The 18,572-nt window shown below is 64.1% G+C and carries 15 protein-coding genes; 6 read left to right on the forward strand and 9 right to left on the reverse strand.

Annotation, left to right across the window (positions count from 1 at the left end; genetic code table 11):
• The first annotated feature begins 122 nt into the window (after positions 1-122).
• Positions 123-1,532, forward strand: coding sequence for an MFS transporter (locus AC1DJW_RS04750; protein WP_476900837.1), 1,410 nt, complete (start codon positions 123-125; stop codon positions 1,530-1,532).
• A 77-nt stretch (positions 1,533-1,609) separates the two neighbouring features.
• On the opposite strand, the gene AC1DJW_RS04755 is transcribed toward AC1DJW_RS04750, so the two are convergent.
• The 9 genes from AC1DJW_RS04755 to AC1DJW_RS04795 all read right to left on the reverse strand — a co-directional run bounded on the left by AC1DJW_RS04755 (position 1,610) and on the right by AC1DJW_RS04795 (position 13,901).
• Positions 1,610-3,418, reverse strand: coding sequence for an acetyl/propionyl/methylcrotonyl-CoA carboxylase subunit alpha (locus AC1DJW_RS04755; RefSeq protein ID WP_390283002.1), 1,809 nt, complete (start codon positions 3,416-3,418; stop codon positions 1,610-1,612).
• Between the two features lie 149 nt (positions 3,419-3,567).
• On the reverse strand, positions 3,568-4,242 hold the full coding sequence (locus tag AC1DJW_RS04760) for a Maf family protein (protein WP_284751391.1): 675 nt from the start codon (positions 4,240-4,242) through the stop codon (positions 3,568-3,570).
• A 361-nt stretch (positions 4,243-4,603) separates the two neighbouring features.
• Entirely contained in the window at positions 4,604-7,126 is a 2,523-nt protein-coding gene (locus AC1DJW_RS04765; RefSeq protein WP_476900838.1) for an MMPL family transporter, read from the reverse strand.
• A gap of 26 nt (positions 7,127-7,152) precedes the next feature.
• Positions 7,153-7,839 carry a TetR/AcrR family transcriptional regulator gene (locus AC1DJW_RS04770; protein ID WP_459340581.1) on the reverse strand — a complete coding sequence of 229 codons (687 nt, stop codon included), beginning with the start codon at positions 7,837-7,839 and terminating at the stop codon, positions 7,153-7,155.
• A gap of 114 nt (positions 7,840-7,953) precedes the next feature.
• Positions 7,954-8,439: a YbjQ family protein gene (locus tag AC1DJW_RS04775; protein ID WP_284751388.1), complete on the reverse strand. Its 486-nt coding sequence runs from the start codon at positions 8,437-8,439 to the stop codon at positions 7,954-7,956.
• Positions 8,440-8,529: 90 nt separating this feature from the next.
• The gene (locus tag AC1DJW_RS04780; protein WP_476900839.1) at positions 8,530-9,942 is read right to left on the reverse strand and encodes a dicarboxylate/amino acid:cation symporter; all 1,413 of its coding nucleotides are present in this window, start codon (positions 9,940-9,942) and stop codon (positions 8,530-8,532) included.
• Positions 9,943-10,238: 296 nt separating this feature from the next.
• Complete coding sequence (locus AC1DJW_RS04785) at positions 10,239-11,924, reverse strand: DUF885 domain-containing protein (RefSeq protein WP_476900840.1); 1,686 nt, start codon at positions 11,922-11,924, stop codon at positions 10,239-10,241.
• Between the two features lie 142 nt (positions 11,925-12,066).
• Positions 12,067-12,321: an acyl-CoA carboxylase epsilon subunit gene (locus tag AC1DJW_RS04790; protein ID WP_476900841.1), complete on the reverse strand. Its 255-nt coding sequence runs from the start codon at positions 12,319-12,321 to the stop codon at positions 12,067-12,069.
• On the reverse strand, positions 12,318-13,901 hold the full coding sequence (locus AC1DJW_RS04795) for an acyl-CoA carboxylase subunit beta (RefSeq protein ID WP_390282998.1): 1,584 nt from the start codon (positions 13,899-13,901) through the stop codon (positions 12,318-12,320). Before AC1DJW_RS04795 ends, AC1DJW_RS04790 begins: the two co-directional genes overlap by 4 nt.
• Before the next feature lie 211 nt (positions 13,902-14,112).
• Between AC1DJW_RS04795 and AC1DJW_RS04800 the strand changes: the two genes are divergently transcribed.
• From AC1DJW_RS04800 to AC1DJW_RS04820, 5 genes are read left to right on the forward strand one after another with little or no spacing between them, the layout of a single operon-like run.
• Positions 14,113-15,012: an SDR family oxidoreductase gene (locus AC1DJW_RS04800; RefSeq protein ID WP_284751383.1), complete on the forward strand. Its 900-nt coding sequence runs from the start codon at positions 14,113-14,115 to the stop codon at positions 15,010-15,012.
• A 47-nt stretch (positions 15,013-15,059) separates the two neighbouring features.
• Positions 15,060-15,968, forward strand: coding sequence for a biotin--[acetyl-CoA-carboxylase] ligase (locus AC1DJW_RS04805; RefSeq protein WP_476900842.1), 909 nt, complete (start codon positions 15,060-15,062; stop codon positions 15,966-15,968).
• Complete coding sequence (locus AC1DJW_RS04810; RefSeq protein WP_390282995.1) at positions 15,961-16,596, forward strand: PH domain-containing protein; 636 nt, start codon at positions 15,961-15,963, stop codon at positions 16,594-16,596. Before AC1DJW_RS04805 ends, AC1DJW_RS04810 begins: the two co-directional genes overlap by 8 nt.
• Entirely contained in the window at positions 16,586-17,749 is a 1,164-nt protein-coding gene (locus AC1DJW_RS04815) for an adenylate/guanylate cyclase domain-containing protein (RefSeq protein WP_284751380.1), read from the forward strand. The genes AC1DJW_RS04810 and AC1DJW_RS04815 overlap by 11 nt, the downstream gene beginning before the upstream one ends.
• The gene (locus AC1DJW_RS04820) at positions 17,749-18,507 is read left to right on the forward strand and encodes a PP2C family protein-serine/threonine phosphatase (RefSeq protein ID WP_476900843.1); all 759 of its coding nucleotides are present in this window, start codon (positions 17,749-17,751) and stop codon (positions 18,505-18,507) included. The genes AC1DJW_RS04815 and AC1DJW_RS04820 overlap by 1 nt, the downstream gene beginning before the upstream one ends.
• The last annotated feature ends 65 nt before the right edge of the window (positions 18,508-18,572 follow it).

Consider the following 18,572-nt stretch of genomic DNA (forward strand, 5'->3'; position numbering starts at 1 on the left):
GCGTCCGCATCTTGGACTTGATTGTCCATTTGGTGGATACCGGGAACTATTATTGAACTCTCAATAATCTTTGCCGGCAGGCTCAGCGACGCCGGGCCGGCGTGAACGAAAGCATCCACTACATGTCTTCCATCGCTGAATCCAAGGAAAGCGAGTCAGTCAAGCCGGTCAACTCGCGGGGACGGGTGATTTTCGCCAGCCTCATTGGTACGTCCATCGAGTTCTACGATTTCTACGTTTATGCCACGGCAGCCGTGCTCGTCTTCCCCAAACTCTTCTTCCCGACGGCGGACGAGACCACCCAGCTGCTGAGCTCCTTCGCGGTGTTCGGCGTCGCCTTCGTCGCCCGGCCGCTCGGCTCCATCATTTTCGGCCACTTCGGTGACAAGTTCGGTCGCAAGGGAACCCTGGTTGCGTCCCTCCTGACCATGGGTATTGCCACGTTCCTGATCGGTTGCCTCCCCACGGCACAGGTCCCGGGCTGGACCTTCCTAGCCCCCACGTTGCTGGTAGTCCTGCGTTTCGCCCAAGGCCTGGCCCTCGGTGGTGAGTGGAGCGGTGCCGCGCTGCTCGCAACGGAGAACGCGCCGGCCAACAAACGCGCCATCTATGGAACATTCCCGCAGATGGGTGCGCCGATCGGCTTCATCCTGGCCAACATCATCTTCCTGGTCTTCAGCTACACCTTGACCCCCGAGGCCTTCGCCGCGTGGGGCTGGCGCGTGCCGTTCCTACTCAGCGCCGTCATGGTGATCCTCGGCCTCTATGTGCGCCTCAAGCTCATTGAAACTCCTGCATTCACCAAGGTGCTGGAGTCCAACGAAGTGGCCAAGCTGCCCATCGGACGCGTGTTCAAGAAGAGCTGGCGCCCGCTGATCCTCGGCACCTTCATCATGCTTGCGACGTACGTGCTGTTCTACCTGATGACCACGTTCACGCTGACCTACGGCACCAAGCCCACCCTGGCAGGCGCTCAAGCTGCTGCTATCAAGGCGGGAAAGCCCATGACCGACGCGGCCGCCGCGGCGTTCGTCCCGGGCTTGGGCTTCAGCCGGAACGACTTCCTCTGGATGCTGATTGCCGGCGTCGTCTTCTTCGGTATTTTCACACTGGTGGCCGGTCCGCTGGCCGAAAAGTACGGCCGTCGCAAGATGCTCCTGGCCGTCACGGCTGGAATCCTGGTATTCGGCCTGCTCTTCGTGCCGTTGTTCAGTGGCGGCTTCGTAGGGACCATGGCGTTGCTGATCATCGGCTTCACACTGATGGGGCTCACCTTCGGCCCTATGGGTGCACTGCTTCCGGAACTGTTCCCCACCAACGTCCGCTACACCGGATCCGCAGTCAGCTACAACCTGTCCAGCATCCTCGGCGCGGCAGTGGCTCCGTTCATCGCGGTCTGGCTCTGGGAATCGGCCAAGGGAAGCACAGTCCTGGTGGGTGTCTACCTCAGCGCCATGGCGGTGTTGACGCTCGTGGCCCTGTTCCTGTCCAAGGAAACCAAGGACACGGACTACGAGAACAACGTAGCCTGACCCCGTATTAGCAGGCCCGCGTTAAATGGCTCCGGCCCCGCACCAATGGTGCGGGGCCGGAGCCATATAAGCGCTGCTCAGTCTTCAATCGTCGCGATGACGGCGCCTGCGGAGACGGTTTCGCCTGCCTTGGCCACCAGGCCGTGGATGGTGCCGGCCTTGTGGGCGGTGAGGGGCTGTTCCATCTTCATGGCTTCGAGGACCACGATCAGATCGCCTTCGGCAACCACATCGCCCGCGGCAACTGCCACCTTGACGATGGTGCCCTGCATCGGCGAAGTGAGGGCGTTGCCGCCCGCCACGGCAGCCGTAGCGCCCGCCGAGCGGGAACGCTTCTTGACCTTCGCGCCCTTGGCGCCCGCGCTGGCAACCGAGGAAACCGAGCCAAGAGTCGCGGGAAGGACAACTTCGAGGCGCTTGCCGCCAACCTCGACGACGACGCGCTGCCGCTCACCGGCGTCGGCGGCTTCTGTTCCGGTTCCGGTGGGCGTCCACGCGGGGATGTTGTTGACGAACTCGGTCTCGATCCAGCGCGTGTGCACCTTGAACGGGCCTTCGGCCGGAGCGAACGCCGGATCGGTCACCACTGCGAGGTCGAAAGGAATGACGGTGGGGATGCCTTCAACCACCATTTCCTCAAGGGCGCGGCGGGAACGCTGGAGAGCCTGTTCGCGGCTGGCACCGGTGACGATCAGCTTGGACAGCATGGAATCGAAGTTCCCGCTGATGACGTCGCCCTGCTCGATGCCGGAGTCGATGCGGACGCCCGGACCCGTCGGGTTCTTCAGGGTGCTGACGGTTCCCGGTGCGGGCATGAAGTTGCGGCCCGGGTCTTCGCCGGTGATGCGGAATTCGAAGGAGTGGCCGCGGACCTCGGGATCGCCGTAGCCGAGCTTTTCGCCTCGGGCGATGCGGAACTGCTCGCGGACCAGGTCGAGGCCCGTGACTTCCTCCGAAACGCAGTGCTCCACCTGAAGTCGGGTGTTGACCTCAAGGAAGGAGATGATCCCGTCCTGGCCAACCAGGAATTCGCACGTTCCCGCGCCCAGGTAGCCGGCCTCTTTCAGGATGGCCTTGGAGGACTCGTACAGTCGTTCGTTCTGCTCGGGGCTCAGGAACGGTGCCGGGGCTTCTTCCACCAGCTTCTGGTTGCGGCGCTGGAGGGAGCAGTCGCGGGTAGAGACGACAACAACGTTTCCGTAGGCATCGGCGAGGCACTGGGTCTCGACGTGGCGCGGGGAATCCAGGAAGCGCTCGATGAAGCACTCGCCGCGGCCGAAGGCGGCAACGGCCTCGCGCACTGCGGACTCGAAAAGCTCAGGGATTTCCTCGATGGTGCGGGCCACCTTGATGCCGCGGCCGCCGCCACCGTAGGCAGCCTTGATGGCGATCGGGAGGCCGAACTCCTTGGCGAAGGCCAGGATCTCGTCAGCGGACTCCACAGGGTCGGCAGTGCCGGGAACCAGGGGAGCGCCGACCTTCTCGGCGATGTGGCGGGCCTGCACTTTGTCACCCAACGCAGAGATGGCGTCCGGGGAGGGGCCGATCCAGGTGATGCCGGCGTCGATGACCTTGGCGGCAAACTCGGCGTTCTCGGCGAGGAAGCCATAACCGGGGTGGATGGCGTCCGCGCCCGACTGCTTGGCGACGTCGATCAACTTGTCCATCACGAGGTACGACTCAGCGGCGGTGTTGCCGCCCAGCGCATAGGCCTCATCTGCCAGCCGGACGTGCAGTGCGTCGCGGTCGGGGTCCGCATAGACGGCCACGGAAGCGATGCCTTCGTCCCGGGCTGCGCGGATGATGCGGACCGCGATTTCGCCTCGGTTGGCGATCAAGACCTTGGTGAGAGGGCTGGAAATGGGCTGCGCCGGATTAGCTGACAAGTTGACTCCTTCTGTCCTTCAGGGAGCCTAGCGTGATTTTGAGGGTTCCGCCCATATTGATGGGGGATTCCGTGTGTGAGACGGCCTGTCTTTGTAGGGTTGCTACAAAGGCCGGAAATTGGCCACCGCGCTGGCGACCTCGACCGCCGCTATTCGCTGCCGGCTTCGGAGCCGTTTTGGGTCCAGAGTTCGGTGATTCCAACATTCGCCTGGCCGAGTAGATCGCGGAGGGTTGAGATGGAGAGCCCGACGACGGCGTGCGGGTCGCCGTCGACCTTGCGGATGAAGGCCCCGCCCAAGCCGTCGATCGTGAAGGAACCGGCGCAGTGCAGGGGCTCGCCGGTTGCGATGTAGGCGTCGATGTCCTTCTCGCTCATCTCCGCAAAGTGGACCTCCGCGCTGGACACGGCACCGACTGTTGCTCCGGTGCCAAAGGCCGTCTCGCCGTCGTTCACGTCCGCCGCGGTTTCGCGACAGTCCACCAGCCAGTGCCCGGTGTGGAGGACGCCCTTGGAGCCGCTCATGCGAAGCATCCGTTCCTTGGCAATGTCTACTGTGTACGGCTTACCGTGCGATTCGCCGTCGAACTCGAACACGGAATCGCAGCCGATGACCAGGGCCCCCTCGGCGTCGGGCAGGGAAGCGACGGCCTCGGCCTTGGCGCGGGCCAGGAGGAGAGCGGTGTCGTGCGCATCGGTCACACCGTACCGGGCTTGCACGGCGTCCTCGTCCACGTCCGAGACGAGTACCTCGTGGTGGATACCGGCCTCCCTAAGGAGCTTGGTGCGGGCGGGGGACTGGGAGGCCAGGATCAATCGGGTCACGGCTCAAGCGTAGTACGCGGCGCCGCCCCCCGACGCTCGCTCACTTGTGTGGGGGTTGGGCCGGACGCTCGCTCACTTATCTGGGGGTTGGGCCCGACGCTCGCTCACTTATGTGGGGGTTGGGCCGGACGCCCGCTCACTTGTGTGGGAGTTGGGCCGGACGCTCGCTCACTTGTGTGGCCAATTCGTCAAACGCTCCTTCAGATATATCCCAAGGTGGACATGTTCCTTGAATTCAGGTGGGCGAGCGTTTGGGGGAAGGGCGTTATAGGTGAGCGAGCGTTTGGGGGAAGGGCGTTATAGGTGAGCGGGCGTCGGTTCCGGACACAGAACCGACGCCCGCTGAAAGGCAACCAGACGCTTAGTGGACCAGCTCCTTGGCCCCGTCTGCCGCCGTCGTGCGCTGCAGCTTGGCGCCTTCGACGTCGACGTCGGGTAGGACGCGGGACAGCCACCGCGGTAGCCACCAGGCCTTCTCGCCCAACAGGTACATCGCGGCCGGAACAATGGTCATCCGCACCACGAACGCATCCACGAGCACGCCGAACGCCATCGCGAAACCGAGCGGCCGGACCATGGTCAAGTGGCTGAAGATAAAGCCGGCAAACACGCTGACCATGATGATGGCGGCGGCCGTGACCACAGCTGAGGCATGGCTGAAGCCGCTTCGGACCGCCTGCTTCGCGTTCTCTCCATGCATGAACGATTCACGCATGCCAGAGGTGATGAATACCTGGTAGTCCATGGCCAGGCCGAACAGCACACCAATCAGGATGATCGGCAGGAAGCTCAGCACGGCTCCGGGATTGGCGACGTCGAACACGGATCCGAGCCAGCCCCACTGGTATACGGCCACGACGGCGCCGAAAGCTGCCGCGAGCGAGAGCAGGAAGCCGCCGGTGGCGAGCAGCGGGACCACGATCGAACGGAACACCAGCAGCAGGAGGACCAGCGAGAGCCCGACGACGATCGCCAAGTACGGCGGCAAGGCGGCACCGAGCTTCGCAGAGACGTCGATATTGCCGGCCGTCTGCCCCGTCAATCCGATGGTGGCGCCTGTGGCCTGCTGGATTTCGGAACCCTTGGCCCGCAGTTCCGAGACCACCTGGACGGTGCTGGCGCTCGCGGGCCCGTCCTTGGGGATGACCTGGAAAACGGCCGTGCGGTGATCCGGGCTGAGGGCTACCGGTACGGCTGCCACGACGTTGTCGACGCTGCGCAGCTTGTCCGCGACGTCGAACTGCTTGGTCTTGGCCTGGTCGTCGCTGAGCCCGTCCGGGAAGGTGCCGACAACCACGATGGGGCCGGTCATGCCCTCGCCGAAGCTCGTCCGGGTGAGGTCGTACGCCTTGAACGCTTGCGAATCGACAGGCTCCGAACCGCCGTCGGGCAAAGCGAGGCGCAGCTGGGAGGCCGGGAGGGCCAGCACGCCGAGCAGCACGACGCCGGCAAGCAGCGAGACCACCGGATGCCGGGTCACGAGCCCACCCCAACCACGGCTGCTCCGCCGCTGGTCCGCCGCGCGGTCCGCCGAGGCGTGGTCCGGCTCGGCGTTGTGGCGTTCTGCCTTGGCCCACGCCCGCTTCGAGATCAGTTTGCGGCCCACCAGCGAGAGGACTGCCGGAGTCAGAGTGAGGGAGACGACGACGGCGACTGCCACCGTCGCGGCGGCCGACAGGCCCATGACGGCCAGGAACGGGAGCCCCGGCACGACCAATGCGGCAAGCGCGATGACAACAGTGAGGCCGGCGAAAAGAACGGCGTTACCCGAGGTTCCAGTGGCAAGAGCCACTGATTCCTCCGCGTCCATCCCCGAAAGCAATTGCCCGCGGTGCCGGTTGACGATGAAGAGCGAGTAGTCGATTCCGACGGCGAGGCCCAGCATGAGCGCGAGCATCGGGGAGATGGAACTCATATCAATGACGCCGGTGAGGGCAAACGTTCCGCCGACACCCACGGCCACGCCAATGATCGCCATCAGGAGGGGCAGGCCAGCGGCGACGAGCGTCCCCAGCATCACGATGAGGGCGATCGCCGCCACCGCAATGCCGATAATTTCCGAGACACCGAACAACTGCGAGACGTCCTCGGTGATTTCCTTGCTGGCCAGGGCTGTGACGCCAGCTGACGAGACTCCGTGGACGATGTCCTGAACTTGCTGCCGGACGGCAGGGGTCAGGCCGTTGATGGAGGTCTTGAACTGGACCTGGGCGATTGCCGCCTTACCGTCTTCGGAGACGAAACGCATGCCTTGGGAAGCCGTCAGCTGGCGTTTTGCCAACGCAAGGGCTGCAGCGCCGTCCGTGGCTTGCTTCTGGCCAGCATCGAGCTTTTGGTGCCCGGCCAGGAGTTCGGCCTCCTGCGGGGCAAGTTGCGCTTGGATCTGCGCAGCCGGCATCCCGGCAGCGGCCATTTGCTGTTCCGCGGCCTTGAGCCGGGCATCCCCTGCATCGAGCGTGGCCCGGGCGTTGTCCAACTCAGCCTGCCCGGCAGCTGCTTTCTGTTCCCCGGCAGCAAGGTCGGACGGTGCTTTGTCCAAGGTGGCTTGGGTTGTGAAGGGGTTGACCGTTGACTGCACATCAGGCAGCTTTTCCAGCCGGGCGAGGGCCGACGCAATGGCGTCCTTGCCCGCTTGGTTGAACCCGGCGTCGCCGGCTTCGAAGACGATCCCTGCGGAACCGCCCGAGGAGGCAGGAAGGTCCTTCTTGAGCTTGTCCAGCATCTGCTGGGTCTCAGTGCCGGGGATCTGGAAGTTGTTGGACATAATGCCATGGAAGGCGGCCGCGGAGCCGCCGACGGCCATGAGCACGGCCAGCCAGAGGGAGATCACCAGCCAGCGGTGACGATAGGAGAACTTGCCAAGACGGTAGAGCAGGAGTGCCATGTCGGAACCGATCTGTCGGTGTGTGGTTATGCCGAGTGTTGGGGGTCAGCCGCGGGCTGAGGGCTGTGCGCCGACGGGGTTTGAGGGGCGGGTGCCGTGAAGCCCGAACCGAGCAGGCCAATTGCGTCGATCAAGTGCTGCCGCAAGCTCGCGAGGGATTCTGCGGAAAGATCCGGGCCGTGTTGTTCGAACCAGACGCTCATGGCTGCCTTGCCGCACGAAATGATGGACCCGGCCAAGGCCCGCAGATAGAGCTCGTTGACATCCGGGCCGAGGCGACGACGGGCAGCGTCGATGATCTGCGTGGTGCAGTGGTCCCAGGCTTCGAGTTCGGAACGCACCAGGGCGCGGTTGTCGTGGGTGAGACTGAAGAGCTCGGCCATGGGGGAGACCGTCATCGGGTCAGCCAGCGCCATGAGGGCGGCCCGGGCGGAATCGAGGATGGGTTCGTCCGAGGGGCGCAATCGGAATTGTTCAAGGGCATGGTCCAGGAAGCCTTCGGTCACGGAGGCCAAGGCGGCTTCGAGGCTGGGGAAGTAGTTGAAGAAGGTACGCCGGGATACGCCGGCCTCTTCCGCGATGTCTTCCACGGTGAAATTGCCGACGCCCCTGCTGCGCAGCATGGCGAGGGCTGCGTCCGCGATCGCTTGGCGGGTGGCCAGTTTGTTTTGTTCGCGGCGCGAGGGGAGGGCCGTGGTGTCGGTAGTGCTCACGTATTTACACTAAGTGCAACTTTGCACTCAGGGCAAGTTAAATCTCCAGCTCCCCAGGCCAGCCAAAAGGAACGGCCGGCGACGCTTGTGCGTCGCCGGCCGTCGTCGTCCGCCTTACTGGTGGAAAGGCTCTTGGGGAGACGGGGAAGCGGGGAACTGTCCGGGCGCCGGCGGTGCCGTTTGTCCCTGGGGCGCCGCCGGCGTCGTGGGCTGCGTGGATTGCCGGGCTGCGGCGCTCGTCAGGTAGATCGACTGGCCTGTCGCGCCTGGCTCGCCTTCGGCCAGGGGGATGGCGAACACCGCGGTGCCGTAGGCGCACACTTCGGTCCAGTTCCCGCCCATCTCGGATGTGTCGAAGCGCATGGCGACGATTGCGTTGGCGCCGCGCTGTTGTGCCTCGTTGACCATGCGCGCCATGACTTCCTGGCGGCTTTCATAGAGCGCCTTGGTCATTTCGGGCAGCTCGCCGCCGCCGAGGGAGCGGAAGCCGGCCATCACTTGGGCGCCGATATCCCGCGATCGGACGGTGAGGCCCATGACTTCCCCGAAGACGGCGTCGATCCTGTGGCCCGGAATCTTGTTTGAGGTGACTATCAGCATGGACAGAGCCTATCCAGAATTCACCACTGTTAAAAGGACAAATCCCCAGGGCATTCCCCGGGGATTTGTCCGCGCGACGGTGGGTGGCCGCTAGGCCGTGGCCGCGGTGAGCTCCCGGGTCTCCCCGGATGCCTCCGCAGACTCCGTTTCGGCCGCGAACGCCGTTCCCTTGCGGGGAGCGTTGTAGAGCGATTCGTCCAGGATTCCCTGCCGTTTGGCGACGATGGCCGGAACCAGCGCCTGTCCTGCCACGTTGACGGCGGTGCGGCCCATGTCCAGGACCGGGTCGATCGCCAGGAGGAGCCCGACGCCGGCGAGCGGCAGTCCCAGCGTGGACAGGGTCAGCGTAAGCATGACGACGGCGCCCGTGGTGCCTGCCGTTGCCGCCGAACCAAGGACCGAAACCACCACGATGAGCAGGTACTGGCTGAAGTCCAGGTTGATGCCGAAGAACTGGGCAACGAAGATCGCAGCCACGGCCGGGTAGATGGCGGCGCAACCGTCCATCTTGGTGGTGGCGCCGAGCGGCACGGCGAAGGATGCGTAACCCTGGGGAACCCCGAGGTTGCGCTCGGTGACGCGCTGCGTGAGCGGCAGCGTGCCGATCGAGGAGCGCGAGACGAACGCGAGCTGCACGGCGGGCCACACGCCCGAGAAGTATTGCTTGACGGACAATCCATGGGTCTTGACCAGGATGGGGTACACGACGAACAGCACCAGGGCGAGGCCTGCGTAGATGGCCACCGTGAACTTGCCGAGCGAACCGATGGTGTCCCAACCGTAGACGGCCACTGCATTGCCGATCAGCCCGATGGTGCCGAGCGGGGCGACGCGGATGATCCACCAAAGGACCTTCTGGATGACGGCCAGGGCGGAAGCGTTGAGGTTCAGGAACGGTTCGGCCTGCTTGCCCACCTTGAGGGCTGCGACGCCGACGGCGATGGCGATCACCAGGATCTGCAGCACATTGAAACTGATCGACGTGCTGGCGACTCCGTCCGTGACAGTGGTGCTCGCGCCCAGGCCCAGGAAGTTCTTGGGGAAGAGGCCGGTGAGGAACGCCCACCAGTCGCCGGTCTTTCCGGCGTACTCGGCCTTCTTGGTGATGCCGGTGCCGGAGCCCGGCTGCAAGAGCACTCCAAGTCCGATGCCGATCGTCACGGCGATGAGCGAGGTGATGGCGAACCAGAGCAAGGTGTTCCACGCCAGTTTCGCCGCATTGGACACTTGGCGGAGGTTCGCGATGGAGCTCACCACCGCGGTGAAGATCAAGGGCACGACGGCGGTCTGCAGCAGCGACACGTAGCTCGAGCCGATGGTCTGCAGCGTGGCGCCGAGCCCGTTGGGAGCCTTCGTGGTGCTACCCGTCGCTTTGGCCAGGAGGCCGAGGGCCAGGCCGATCACCAAGGCCGCGATGATCTGGACGCCGAAGGACGTTGCCCACTTGGGAAGCCGGGAAGACGTCTTTCCGGCGGAAGTCAAAGTGTTGGATGAATTGCTCACCGGAACAAACTAGGCCCGGACAAATACCACCGCGACCCGAGGTTGAGAAATGTTACGGCCTCACATTCGACCCACTACAAAAAAGGCCCATGAATTCGCCGCCAATCCACCCATTTATGAAGTTATTCCCGGACGGAATGTGGGGAATGTAACAGCGTTTTGGCTAGGTGATGGGCACCTTCCGCACCGTGCCCTTGACGACAGGCATCCGGCAGCGTGCGTCAAAGCGACGAAGGGGGCCGGTGGGGAGCAGCGCGCCGAGGATGCGTGTCGCCAAGGGCGACCGACACGCCGGACTAACCCAGCAAAGCGCGTTTGAGCGTATCCAAACCAACCGAACCGATGTTCAGGGCATCCGTGTGGAAGGACTTCAGGTCGAATCCGTCGCGGCGTTCGAGTTCAGCCCGGATTTCTTCCCATAGCCGTTGCCCCACCTTGTACGACGGAGCCTGCCCCGGCCATCCGAGGTACCGGGTGAATTCGAACTGGAGCTGGCCTGCGCTGATGGGAAGGTTGGCCTTGAGGAATTCGAAGCCCTTTTCCGAGGTCCACGTGCCGCTGCCCCAACGTTCAGGCACCTGCAGCTCAAGGTGGACGCCTATATCGAATACGACGCGGGCGGCACGCATGCGCTGCATGTCCAGCATGCCCATGTGGTCGCCCGGGTCCTTGAGGTAGCCGAGCTCCAGCATGAGCTTTTCGGCGTAGAGGGCCCAGCCTTCGCCGTGCCCGGAGACCCAGCAGACGTTCCGTCGCCAGTTGTTGAGGAGCTCGCGGCGGTAGACGGCGGTGGCCACCTGGAGGTGGTGGCCAGGGACGCCCTCGTGGAAGACCGTGGTGGTTTCGGCCCAAGTGGTGAAGGTGTCTTCGCCGGCGGGGACGGACCACCACATGCGGCCGGGCCGGGAGAAGTCGTCCGACGGGCCCGTGTAGTAGATGCCGCCTTCGTCCGTGGGCGCGATACGGCATTCGAGGGTCTTCATGATGTCCGGGATGTCGAAGTGGACGTCGGCCAGTTCGGATACTGCGCGGTCTGAGAGTTCCTGCATCCAGGCCTTGAGGGCATCAGTGCCCTTGATTTGCCGTGCGGGATCGTTGTCGAGGATGGCTTTGGCTTCCTCGATGGACGCGCCGGGCTTGATTTGCTCGGCCACCCGTTCCTGTTCGGCAATGAGCCTGTCGAGTTCCTGCACGCCCCAGGCGTACGTTTCCTCCAGGTCCACGGTTGCTCCGAGGAACAAACGCGAGGCCAGGGCGTAGCGTTCGCGGCCCACGGCGTCCTTTTCCGGCGCAAAGGGCAGAAGCTCCGCTTCGAGGAAGGCGGCTAGGCGCAAGTAAGCGGAGCGCGCGACGGCGGCACCGGCGTCGAGCTTTTCCTGCAGTTCCGCCGGCAGCGGCTGGCCGCCGATGGAGGCTTCGGCGGCGAGCTTGGCGAAGAAGCCGTCTTCGGCCGCGTATTTGCTGGTCTGTTCGATGACGATCTTGACTTGGCGGACCGCGGAGACTTTCCCCGCTTCCTTGGCCGAACGAAGGGAAACGATGTACCCGTCGATCGCTTCCGCAACGTTGGCCGCGCGGCCGGCGATGTGCTCCCAGTGTTCGGCCGTGTCGGTAGGCATGAGGTCGAAGATCGCGCGGATGGTTTGGGCCGGAGACTCGATATTGTTCAGGTCCGCGGCGTCCCAGCCGGATTCGTGGATCTCGAGGGCCAGGCCGAGCCGTTCCCGCATCGCGTCGAGGGTGACGACGTCGGAGGCGTCCTTGGGTTCGAGGGCGGCTAGCTCGTCGATGGTGTGGCGTGCTGCCTTGGCGAATGCCGCCGCGCCCGCAGGCGAGAAATCCTGGTATTCGGTTTCGTGTCCGGGCATGCCGAGGGTGGTGGCGAGGCTCGGATTGAGGGCAAGGAGGGTGTCCGTGTAGGCGTCGGCGACCGCATCGATGGCAGTCTGGAGGCGTGCCGGAGCTGTGTTAGGAGTAGTCACCCCAAGAGCCTAACCGCGCCCGGGCCCCTTATGAAAGGGTTGTTGCAGAAGATCCGGCCGCCAACCCAACTAGCTCGCATTTAATGTCGTTCTGGGCCTTCAAAACGGCATTAAATGCGAGTCAGTTGGGTTACTGCGGGACTCAGCCCCGGCTGCGTTTCCAGGCGCCCGGACCCGGCGTGGGTTCCAGGCGCAGCTGCTGGCGTCGCAGCCAGTGCCGCGTGCTCGGTTTTGGAGCTTCGGCTTCCTCGGGCGATCCAAGGGAGGCGACGACGGCGGCAAGCGCCGCGAGCTCTTCCGGCGTCGGGTCTCCCTTGACCACAGAAAGCAACGGCTCGGCCGGTGCCGCGTCCGTGGAATCCGGTCCGGAGCCGGGGAGGTTCTGTTCGGCGCTCACAGGGGGATGTTTCCGTGCTTCTTGGTGGGCAGGCTGGCCCGCTTGTCGCGGAGGGCGCGAAGGCCCTTGATGATCTGGAGGCGGGTCTCCGACGGCGCGATGACGGCGTCGACGTAGCCGAGCTCGGCTGCCTGGTAGGGGTTGAGGAGTTCTTCCTCGTACTGGCGGATGATCTCGGCACGCTTGGCTTCGACGTCGCCACCGGCCTCGGCGACCGCGGCAAGATCGCGGCGGTACAGGATGTTGACGGCACCTTGGGCGCCCATGACGCCGATCTGCGCCGTGGGCCAGGCCAGGTTGAGATCGGCTCCAAGCTTCTTGGAACCCATCACGATGTACGCTCCGCCGTAGGCCTTGCGCGTGATCACGGTCAGCTTGGGCACGGTAGCTTCGGCATAGGCGTAAAGCAGCTTGGCTCCGCGGCGGATGATGCCCTGGAATTCCTGGTCCTTGCCGGGCAGGAAGCCGGGGACGTCCACCAAGGTGATGATTGGAACGTTGAAGGCGTCGCAGTGGCGGACGAAGCGGGCGGCCTTTTCCGAAGCGGAGATGTCAAGCGTGCCCGCGAACTGCATGGGCTGGTTGGCCACGATACCGACAGTGTGGCCTTCAATCCGGCCGTAGCCGATGATCACGTTGGGGGCGTAGAGCGACTGCATTTCGAGGAAATGGGCGTCATCCACGATCTGCTCGATGACCTTGCGCATGTCGTAGGGCTGGTTGGCCGAGTCCGGGATGAGCGTGTCCAAGGCGAGGTCGTCGTCGTCGAGCTCCAGTTCCTGCTCGTGCTCCAGGACGGGTGCCTCGGAAAGGTTGTTGGACGGCAGGAAGTCCAGGAGTTCGCGGACGAACTCGATCGCGTCGGCTTCGTCGCTGGCGAGGTACGTTGCCGTACCGGTGGTGGCGTTGTGCTGGCGAGCGCCGCCGAGGGTTTCCATGTCCACGTCTTCGCCGGTGACGGTCTTGATGACGTCCGGACCGGTGATGAACATGTGGGAGGTCTTGTCCACCATCACGATGTAGTCGGTGAGGGCGGGGGAGTAGGCGGCGCCGCCGGCGCACGGGCCCATGATGAGGGAAATCTGGGGGACGACGCCGGAAGAGTGGACGTTGTTGCGGAAGATGTCAGCGAACATCGCCAGCGAGGCGACGCCTTCCTGGATACGCGCGCCGCCGCCGTCGTTGATGCCCACCATCGGGCAGCCGTTGCGGAGCGCGAATTCCTGGACCTTGACGATCTTCTCGCCGTTGACCTGGCTCAGGGAGCCGCCGTAGACGCTGAATTCCTGGCTGTAGATGGCCACAAGGCGGCCATCGACGGTGCCGTAGCCCGAGACGACGCCGTCGCCGAGGGGCTTCTTCTTCTCCATGCCGAACGCTGTGGAGCGGTGGACGGCCAAAGCGTCGAACTCGACGAAGGAGTCTTCGTCGAGGAGCATGTCGATGCGTTCGCGGGCGGTGTTCTTGCCGCGTGCATGTTGCTTTTCGATGGCTTCGGGGCCGGAAGGTTGTTCTGCACGGGCCTGGCGGTCGCGGAAGTCGGCAATCTTTCCCGCTGTCGTTGTCAGATCGTGGCTCATCAAATGTCTCCGGCTCTGTAGCTGATTTACGCTGGCACTGCTTCGTTAGGCATGCGCTCTTAAGTAGCATCCGTACAAAGTGCGGGCCCTGTTGGCTAGTCTAATGACGCAAAAGCCACAGACCGCTGTAGAAACCCTACAATTTTCCGACTTCAAGTCGAGCATCGAGCAATGTTACTCGCCAGTAACATAGTTGGGCTACAGTGTCCTCATGACCTCAAGCAACGATGCTTCTGCAAGCCCTGCCCTTCGCTACCAGGCACGTGGATCACTGAAGGGCCGCACCATCCTGATGTCCGGCGGCAGCCGCGGCATCGGCCTGGCAATCGCCACCCGCGCGGCCCGTGACGGCGCCAATATCGTCGTCATGGCCAAGACCGGAGAACCCCACCCCAAGCTGCAAGGAACGGTCTTCACGGCCGCCGAACAATTGGAAGCAGCCGGCGGCCAGGCGCTGCCGCTCGTTGGGGACGTCCGCAGCGACGGCGACGTTGCCGCGGCAGTTGCCGCCGCCGTCGAACGCTTTGGCGGAATCGACGTCGTGGTCAACAACGCCTCGGCGATAGACCTCTCCCGCACTGACGCGATTGACATGAAACGCTATGACCTTATGCAGGACATCAACGTCCGCGGCACCTTCCTGCTGTCCAAGCTCGCGCTGCCTGCCCTACGGAAATCGAGCAACGCCCATATCCTGACTCTCTCGCCGCCGCTGAACCTGGACCCGAAGTGGGCTGGGATGCATCTGGCGTACACAATGGCCAAGTACGGCATGAGCCTCACCACACTGGGCCTGGCCGAAGAACTCAGGAACGATGGCGTGTCGGTCAACTCGCTCTGGCCCTGCACACTGATCGACACCGCCGCCATTCGAAATATGCCCGGCGGGGAACAGATCGTCCAAGCCGCCAGGGGCCCGGAAATCATGGCGGATGCAGCCCACGCTGTGCTGACCGGGGCGCACCTGTCTGCAGACTCAGGCGGTTCAGCAAGCAATACGGGCAATTTCTACACGGACGAACAGGTGCTGAGGGCAGCGGGTGTTTCAGACTTCAGGCCCTACAGTCTGGGAGCACCGGAGGAGAAGCTGGTGCCGGATATCTTCCTCTAAGCGGACAACTTCTTCCGGGACCAGCCAGGCTGGATAGGATTCTGTCTATGGATGTCGAACAGCCTGCCAGCAGCGAACCACGTGCCCCGCGCTTGGGCCTGGACCGTGATGCCCTGCTTCACCCCGACTTCCTCGCGGCTGCCGGTATTTCGCAATTGCAGATGGTGGAGACGACAGGCTCCACGAACGCTGATTTGCTGCGCGCCGTCACCACAGAGCCTAAGGAATGGGCCGACCTCGCCGTCCTCACTGCCGAGCACCAGACGGCGGCGCGGGGACGGCTCGACCGTCACTGGGAATCTCCCGAACGTTCCGCGATTTCCGTTTCGATCGTCCTGCGACCCGTCAATTCCCAAGGGCTGCCGGTACCGACCCAGAGCTACTCCTGGCTGTCCCTTCTGGGCGCGCTGGCCTTGCACGAGACCCTCCTGGAGACCGCCGGCCTGCCTGCCGAGATCAAGTGGCCCAACGATGTCCTAGTCCGGGGCAAGAAGATTGCCGGCATCCTGGCCCAGATGGGGCCGATGGGGGACGGATCCGTTCCGGCCGTGATCCTCGGTACCGGCCTCAACGTGACGCTCAACGAGGATGAATTGCCGGTCCCGACGGCCACGTCCCTCCTCCTTGAGGGTGCCACGACCACGGACCGCACGGTCCTTCTGCAGAACTACCTGTCACGTTTCGCGGTGCTCTACCGCAGCTTCTGCAATGCCGACGGCGACCCCACCGCGGGATTGGCCGGCGGCTCGTCCCTGCACAAGCGGGTTGAAGCTGTCATGGTCACCTTGGGACGAGAAGTGAAGGCGCATTTGCCGGGCGACCACGAATTGGTGGGGCATGCGTCCAGGTTGGATGAGTATGGTTCCCTTTTGGTGGTGGACCATGGCGGCCGCGAGCACGTCGTGACCGCCGGCGACGTCGTCCACCTGAGGGCTACCGAAAGCGGTTATGCGTAAAGAGCTCCTGCGTGGGGAGCAAGTCATCGTGATCACGCGGCAGCAGCCCAGGATGCTCTTTGGTCCGGTCCTGGCATTCATACTGGTCCCCGCTGCGGCGGCCTTCGCCTGTGCATGGATAGTCAAGGGCGGGCCGGGCAAGCTGCTTCCAGTCATCACGAGCGACTGGACCCAATGGTTGGTGACCGCGTGCCTGGCCATCGTAGCGATCGTTCTGCTCGGCTACAGCCTCCCGCGATTCATCCGCTGGCGCGGCATACGGTACATCCTGACAAGCGGTCGGATAGTTGCCCGCTTCGGAATGCTTCGCCGAGGCGACTGGCAGGTGCCGCTGGCCGCGGTGCGCGGCGTGGGGATCAAACAATCGCTGCTCCAACGGATATTGCGCTCCGGGAATATATCCTTGGATACCGGGCACCCCGGCGACGCGGTGCTTGCGGACGTTCCCGAGGTGGGCAAGTTTCGAAGTTTCATCCTGGAAGCCATGGCCGAGCTTCCGACGGGGGTCAGGTTCGGACCCGGCGCTGTGCCGGAGACCGGCGATTTTGACAGTTTTGCTGGACCAGTTGACTACCCGGATGCCGCGTTGCCCTGGGATATGAGAGAAGGTGGAAGAGATGAGCGTTGACGAGCAGGAGCCTGAGTACGTGGACCACGAGCCCGACGCCGTGCCCGAGCCTTCCGTGGACTACGCGCCAACGGGAGTCCTCCCCGTCGTGTCTCCGCCCACCGGCGCCCTGTCAGCAGAACGGCTTGCCATCAAGGCACTCGAAAGCAGGCTCTTGGGCGGGGAACGCAAACTCCGGCGACGTGAAGTGGCGGCCGGCGCAGGCGTCTCGCTCTTGTCAGCCCGCAAACTGTGGCGGGCACTGGGTTTCCCCAATTTCGGTGACCAGGACGTGGCGTTCACTGAGCGCGACCTCGCGGCGCTTTCCACCATCCTTGACCTTGTCCGCGCCGGAAAGCTCACTGAGGAAGCCGCCATTTCCGTGACGCGAGCCATTGGCCAGATGACCGACCGCATGGTGGTGTGGCAAGTCGAGGCCCTGATCGAAGACATGGTGGTGCAGCAGGGCATTCCCGATGCCGTTGCCCGCAAACAGTTGGTCAACGAACTGCCCAACCTCGTGGATGCCATGGAAGAGATCCTGCTGTACTCGTGGCGCCGCCAGATGAATGCCGGTGTGCAGCGCCTGGCCGTCCGTGCCGAAGCCGGTTTGCAGGCCAGCGAGGCCGGCCGCGAAGGGGACGAAGACGATGCCCCCTTGCCCTTGGCGCGCGCCGTGGGCTTTGCCGACCTCGTCTCCTACACGAGCCTGTCACGCCGCATGAACGAGAAAACCCTGGCCCAGTTGGTCCAGCGCTTCGAGAACAAATGCGCGGAGATCATCTCCATCGGCGGAGGACGCCTGGTCAAGACCGTCGGCGACGAAGTCCTCTACATTGCAGAGACACCGGCCGCGGGTGCCGAGATCTCCTTGGCGCTCGCCCAGGCTTTCACTGAAGACGAAATCCTGCCGGAAGCCCGTGTGGCCATGGTCTGGGGACGCATCCTTTCCCGTCTCGGCGATATCTACGGCCCCACGGTCAACCTGGCGGCCCGCCTTACGGCTTTGGCCGAACCCGGCACGGTCCTGGTGGACGAGATGACGGCAGCAGCGCTGGGCCAGGACGAACGCTTCGTCTTGCTTCCGCAGACTGCCGAGAACGTTCGTGGCTTTGGGGAAATCCTCCCTGTCCGGCTTGCCCGCGGCCTTGGCAAGGGACTGGTTCTCGACTGATGAATTCAGAGTCCGCAGCGACCGCCCCTGAGGCGGGATTCACCTTGAGCTATGGCTACGGGACGGACCGTGGACTCAGCCGGGAACTGAACGAAGATTCGCTCATTGCAATGGATCCGGTGTTCGCAGTGGCTGACGGAATGGGTGGGCATGAGGCAGGCGAGATTGCCAGCGGGTTGTGCGTACGTACCCTCGGCAGCATGCCGCAATTGGCGTCGGGAGTCCGTTCGGCGACCGCTGTTGCCATGCAAGAGTGCATCCTTGCCGCCGACTCTCAGATCCGGAATGCCACGGGTGGCCGCGCCGGAACTACGCTCACCGGCGTCGTTGTCGCCGAGCACATGGGTGTCCCGTATTGGCTGGTCATGAACATCGGCGATTCGCGGACGTATCGCTTGAGCGGGGGCGATTTCAGGCAGATCAGCGTGGACCATTCGGAAGTCCAGGAACTCGTGGAGGCCGGTAGCATCACGCGTGAAGAAGCCTCGGTGCATCCGCGCCGCCATGTAGTGACCCGGGCACTCGGCACCGGCGGCGAAACCGAAGCGGACTTCTGGTTGCTGCCCATCCATGATGGGGACCGGGTGCTGATCTGCTCGGACGGACTCACCGGGGAGCTGAGCGACGAGCATATGCTCCGGATCCTGAGCACGGTGGAAAAGCCCCAAAGCGCGGTGGATGCCCTCATCCAGGAGGCGTTGGTGAGTGGCGGACGGGACAATGTCACCGCGATTGTGGTGGATGCCAGGATCGAGTAGAACGACGACGCGGGGACCGGCGCCCGCTCCTGCCGACGGCGATTTTGGGGAACGGGATTTGCGAC

Source organism: Arthrobacter sp. 05L417, from assembly GCF_056397865.1.

Bases quoted from the DNA above. Each gene is read 5' to 3' on its own strand.
- AC1DJW_RS04750 (WP_476900837.1), top strand. From the start codon at position 123: ATGTCTTCCATCGCTGAATCCAAGGAAAGCGAGTCAGTCAAGCCGGTC.
- AC1DJW_RS04765 (WP_476900838.1), bottom strand. From the start codon at position 7,126: ATGGCACTCCTGCTCTACCGTCTTGGCAAGTTCTCCTATCGTCACCGC.
- AC1DJW_RS04775 (WP_284751388.1), bottom strand. From the start codon at position 8,439: ATGCTGATAGTCACCTCAAACAAGATTCCGGGCCACAGGATCGACGCC.
- AC1DJW_RS04795 (WP_390282998.1), bottom strand. From the start codon at position 13,901: ATGAGCCACGATCTGACAACGACAGCGGGAAAGATTGCCGACTTCCGC.
- AC1DJW_RS04800 (WP_284751383.1), top strand. From the start codon at position 14,113: ATGACCTCAAGCAACGATGCTTCTGCAAGCCCTGCCCTTCGCTACCAG.
- AC1DJW_RS04805 (WP_476900842.1), top strand. From the start codon at position 15,060: ATGGATGTCGAACAGCCTGCCAGCAGCGAACCACGTGCCCCGCGCTTG.
- AC1DJW_RS04810 (WP_390282995.1), top strand. From the start codon at position 15,961: ATGCGTAAAGAGCTCCTGCGTGGGGAGCAAGTCATCGTGATCACGCGG.
- AC1DJW_RS04815 (WP_284751380.1), top strand. From the start codon at position 16,586: ATGAGCGTTGACGAGCAGGAGCCTGAGTACGTGGACCACGAGCCCGAC.
- AC1DJW_RS04820 (WP_476900843.1), top strand. From the start codon at position 17,749: ATGAATTCAGAGTCCGCAGCGACCGCCCCTGAGGCGGGATTCACCTTG.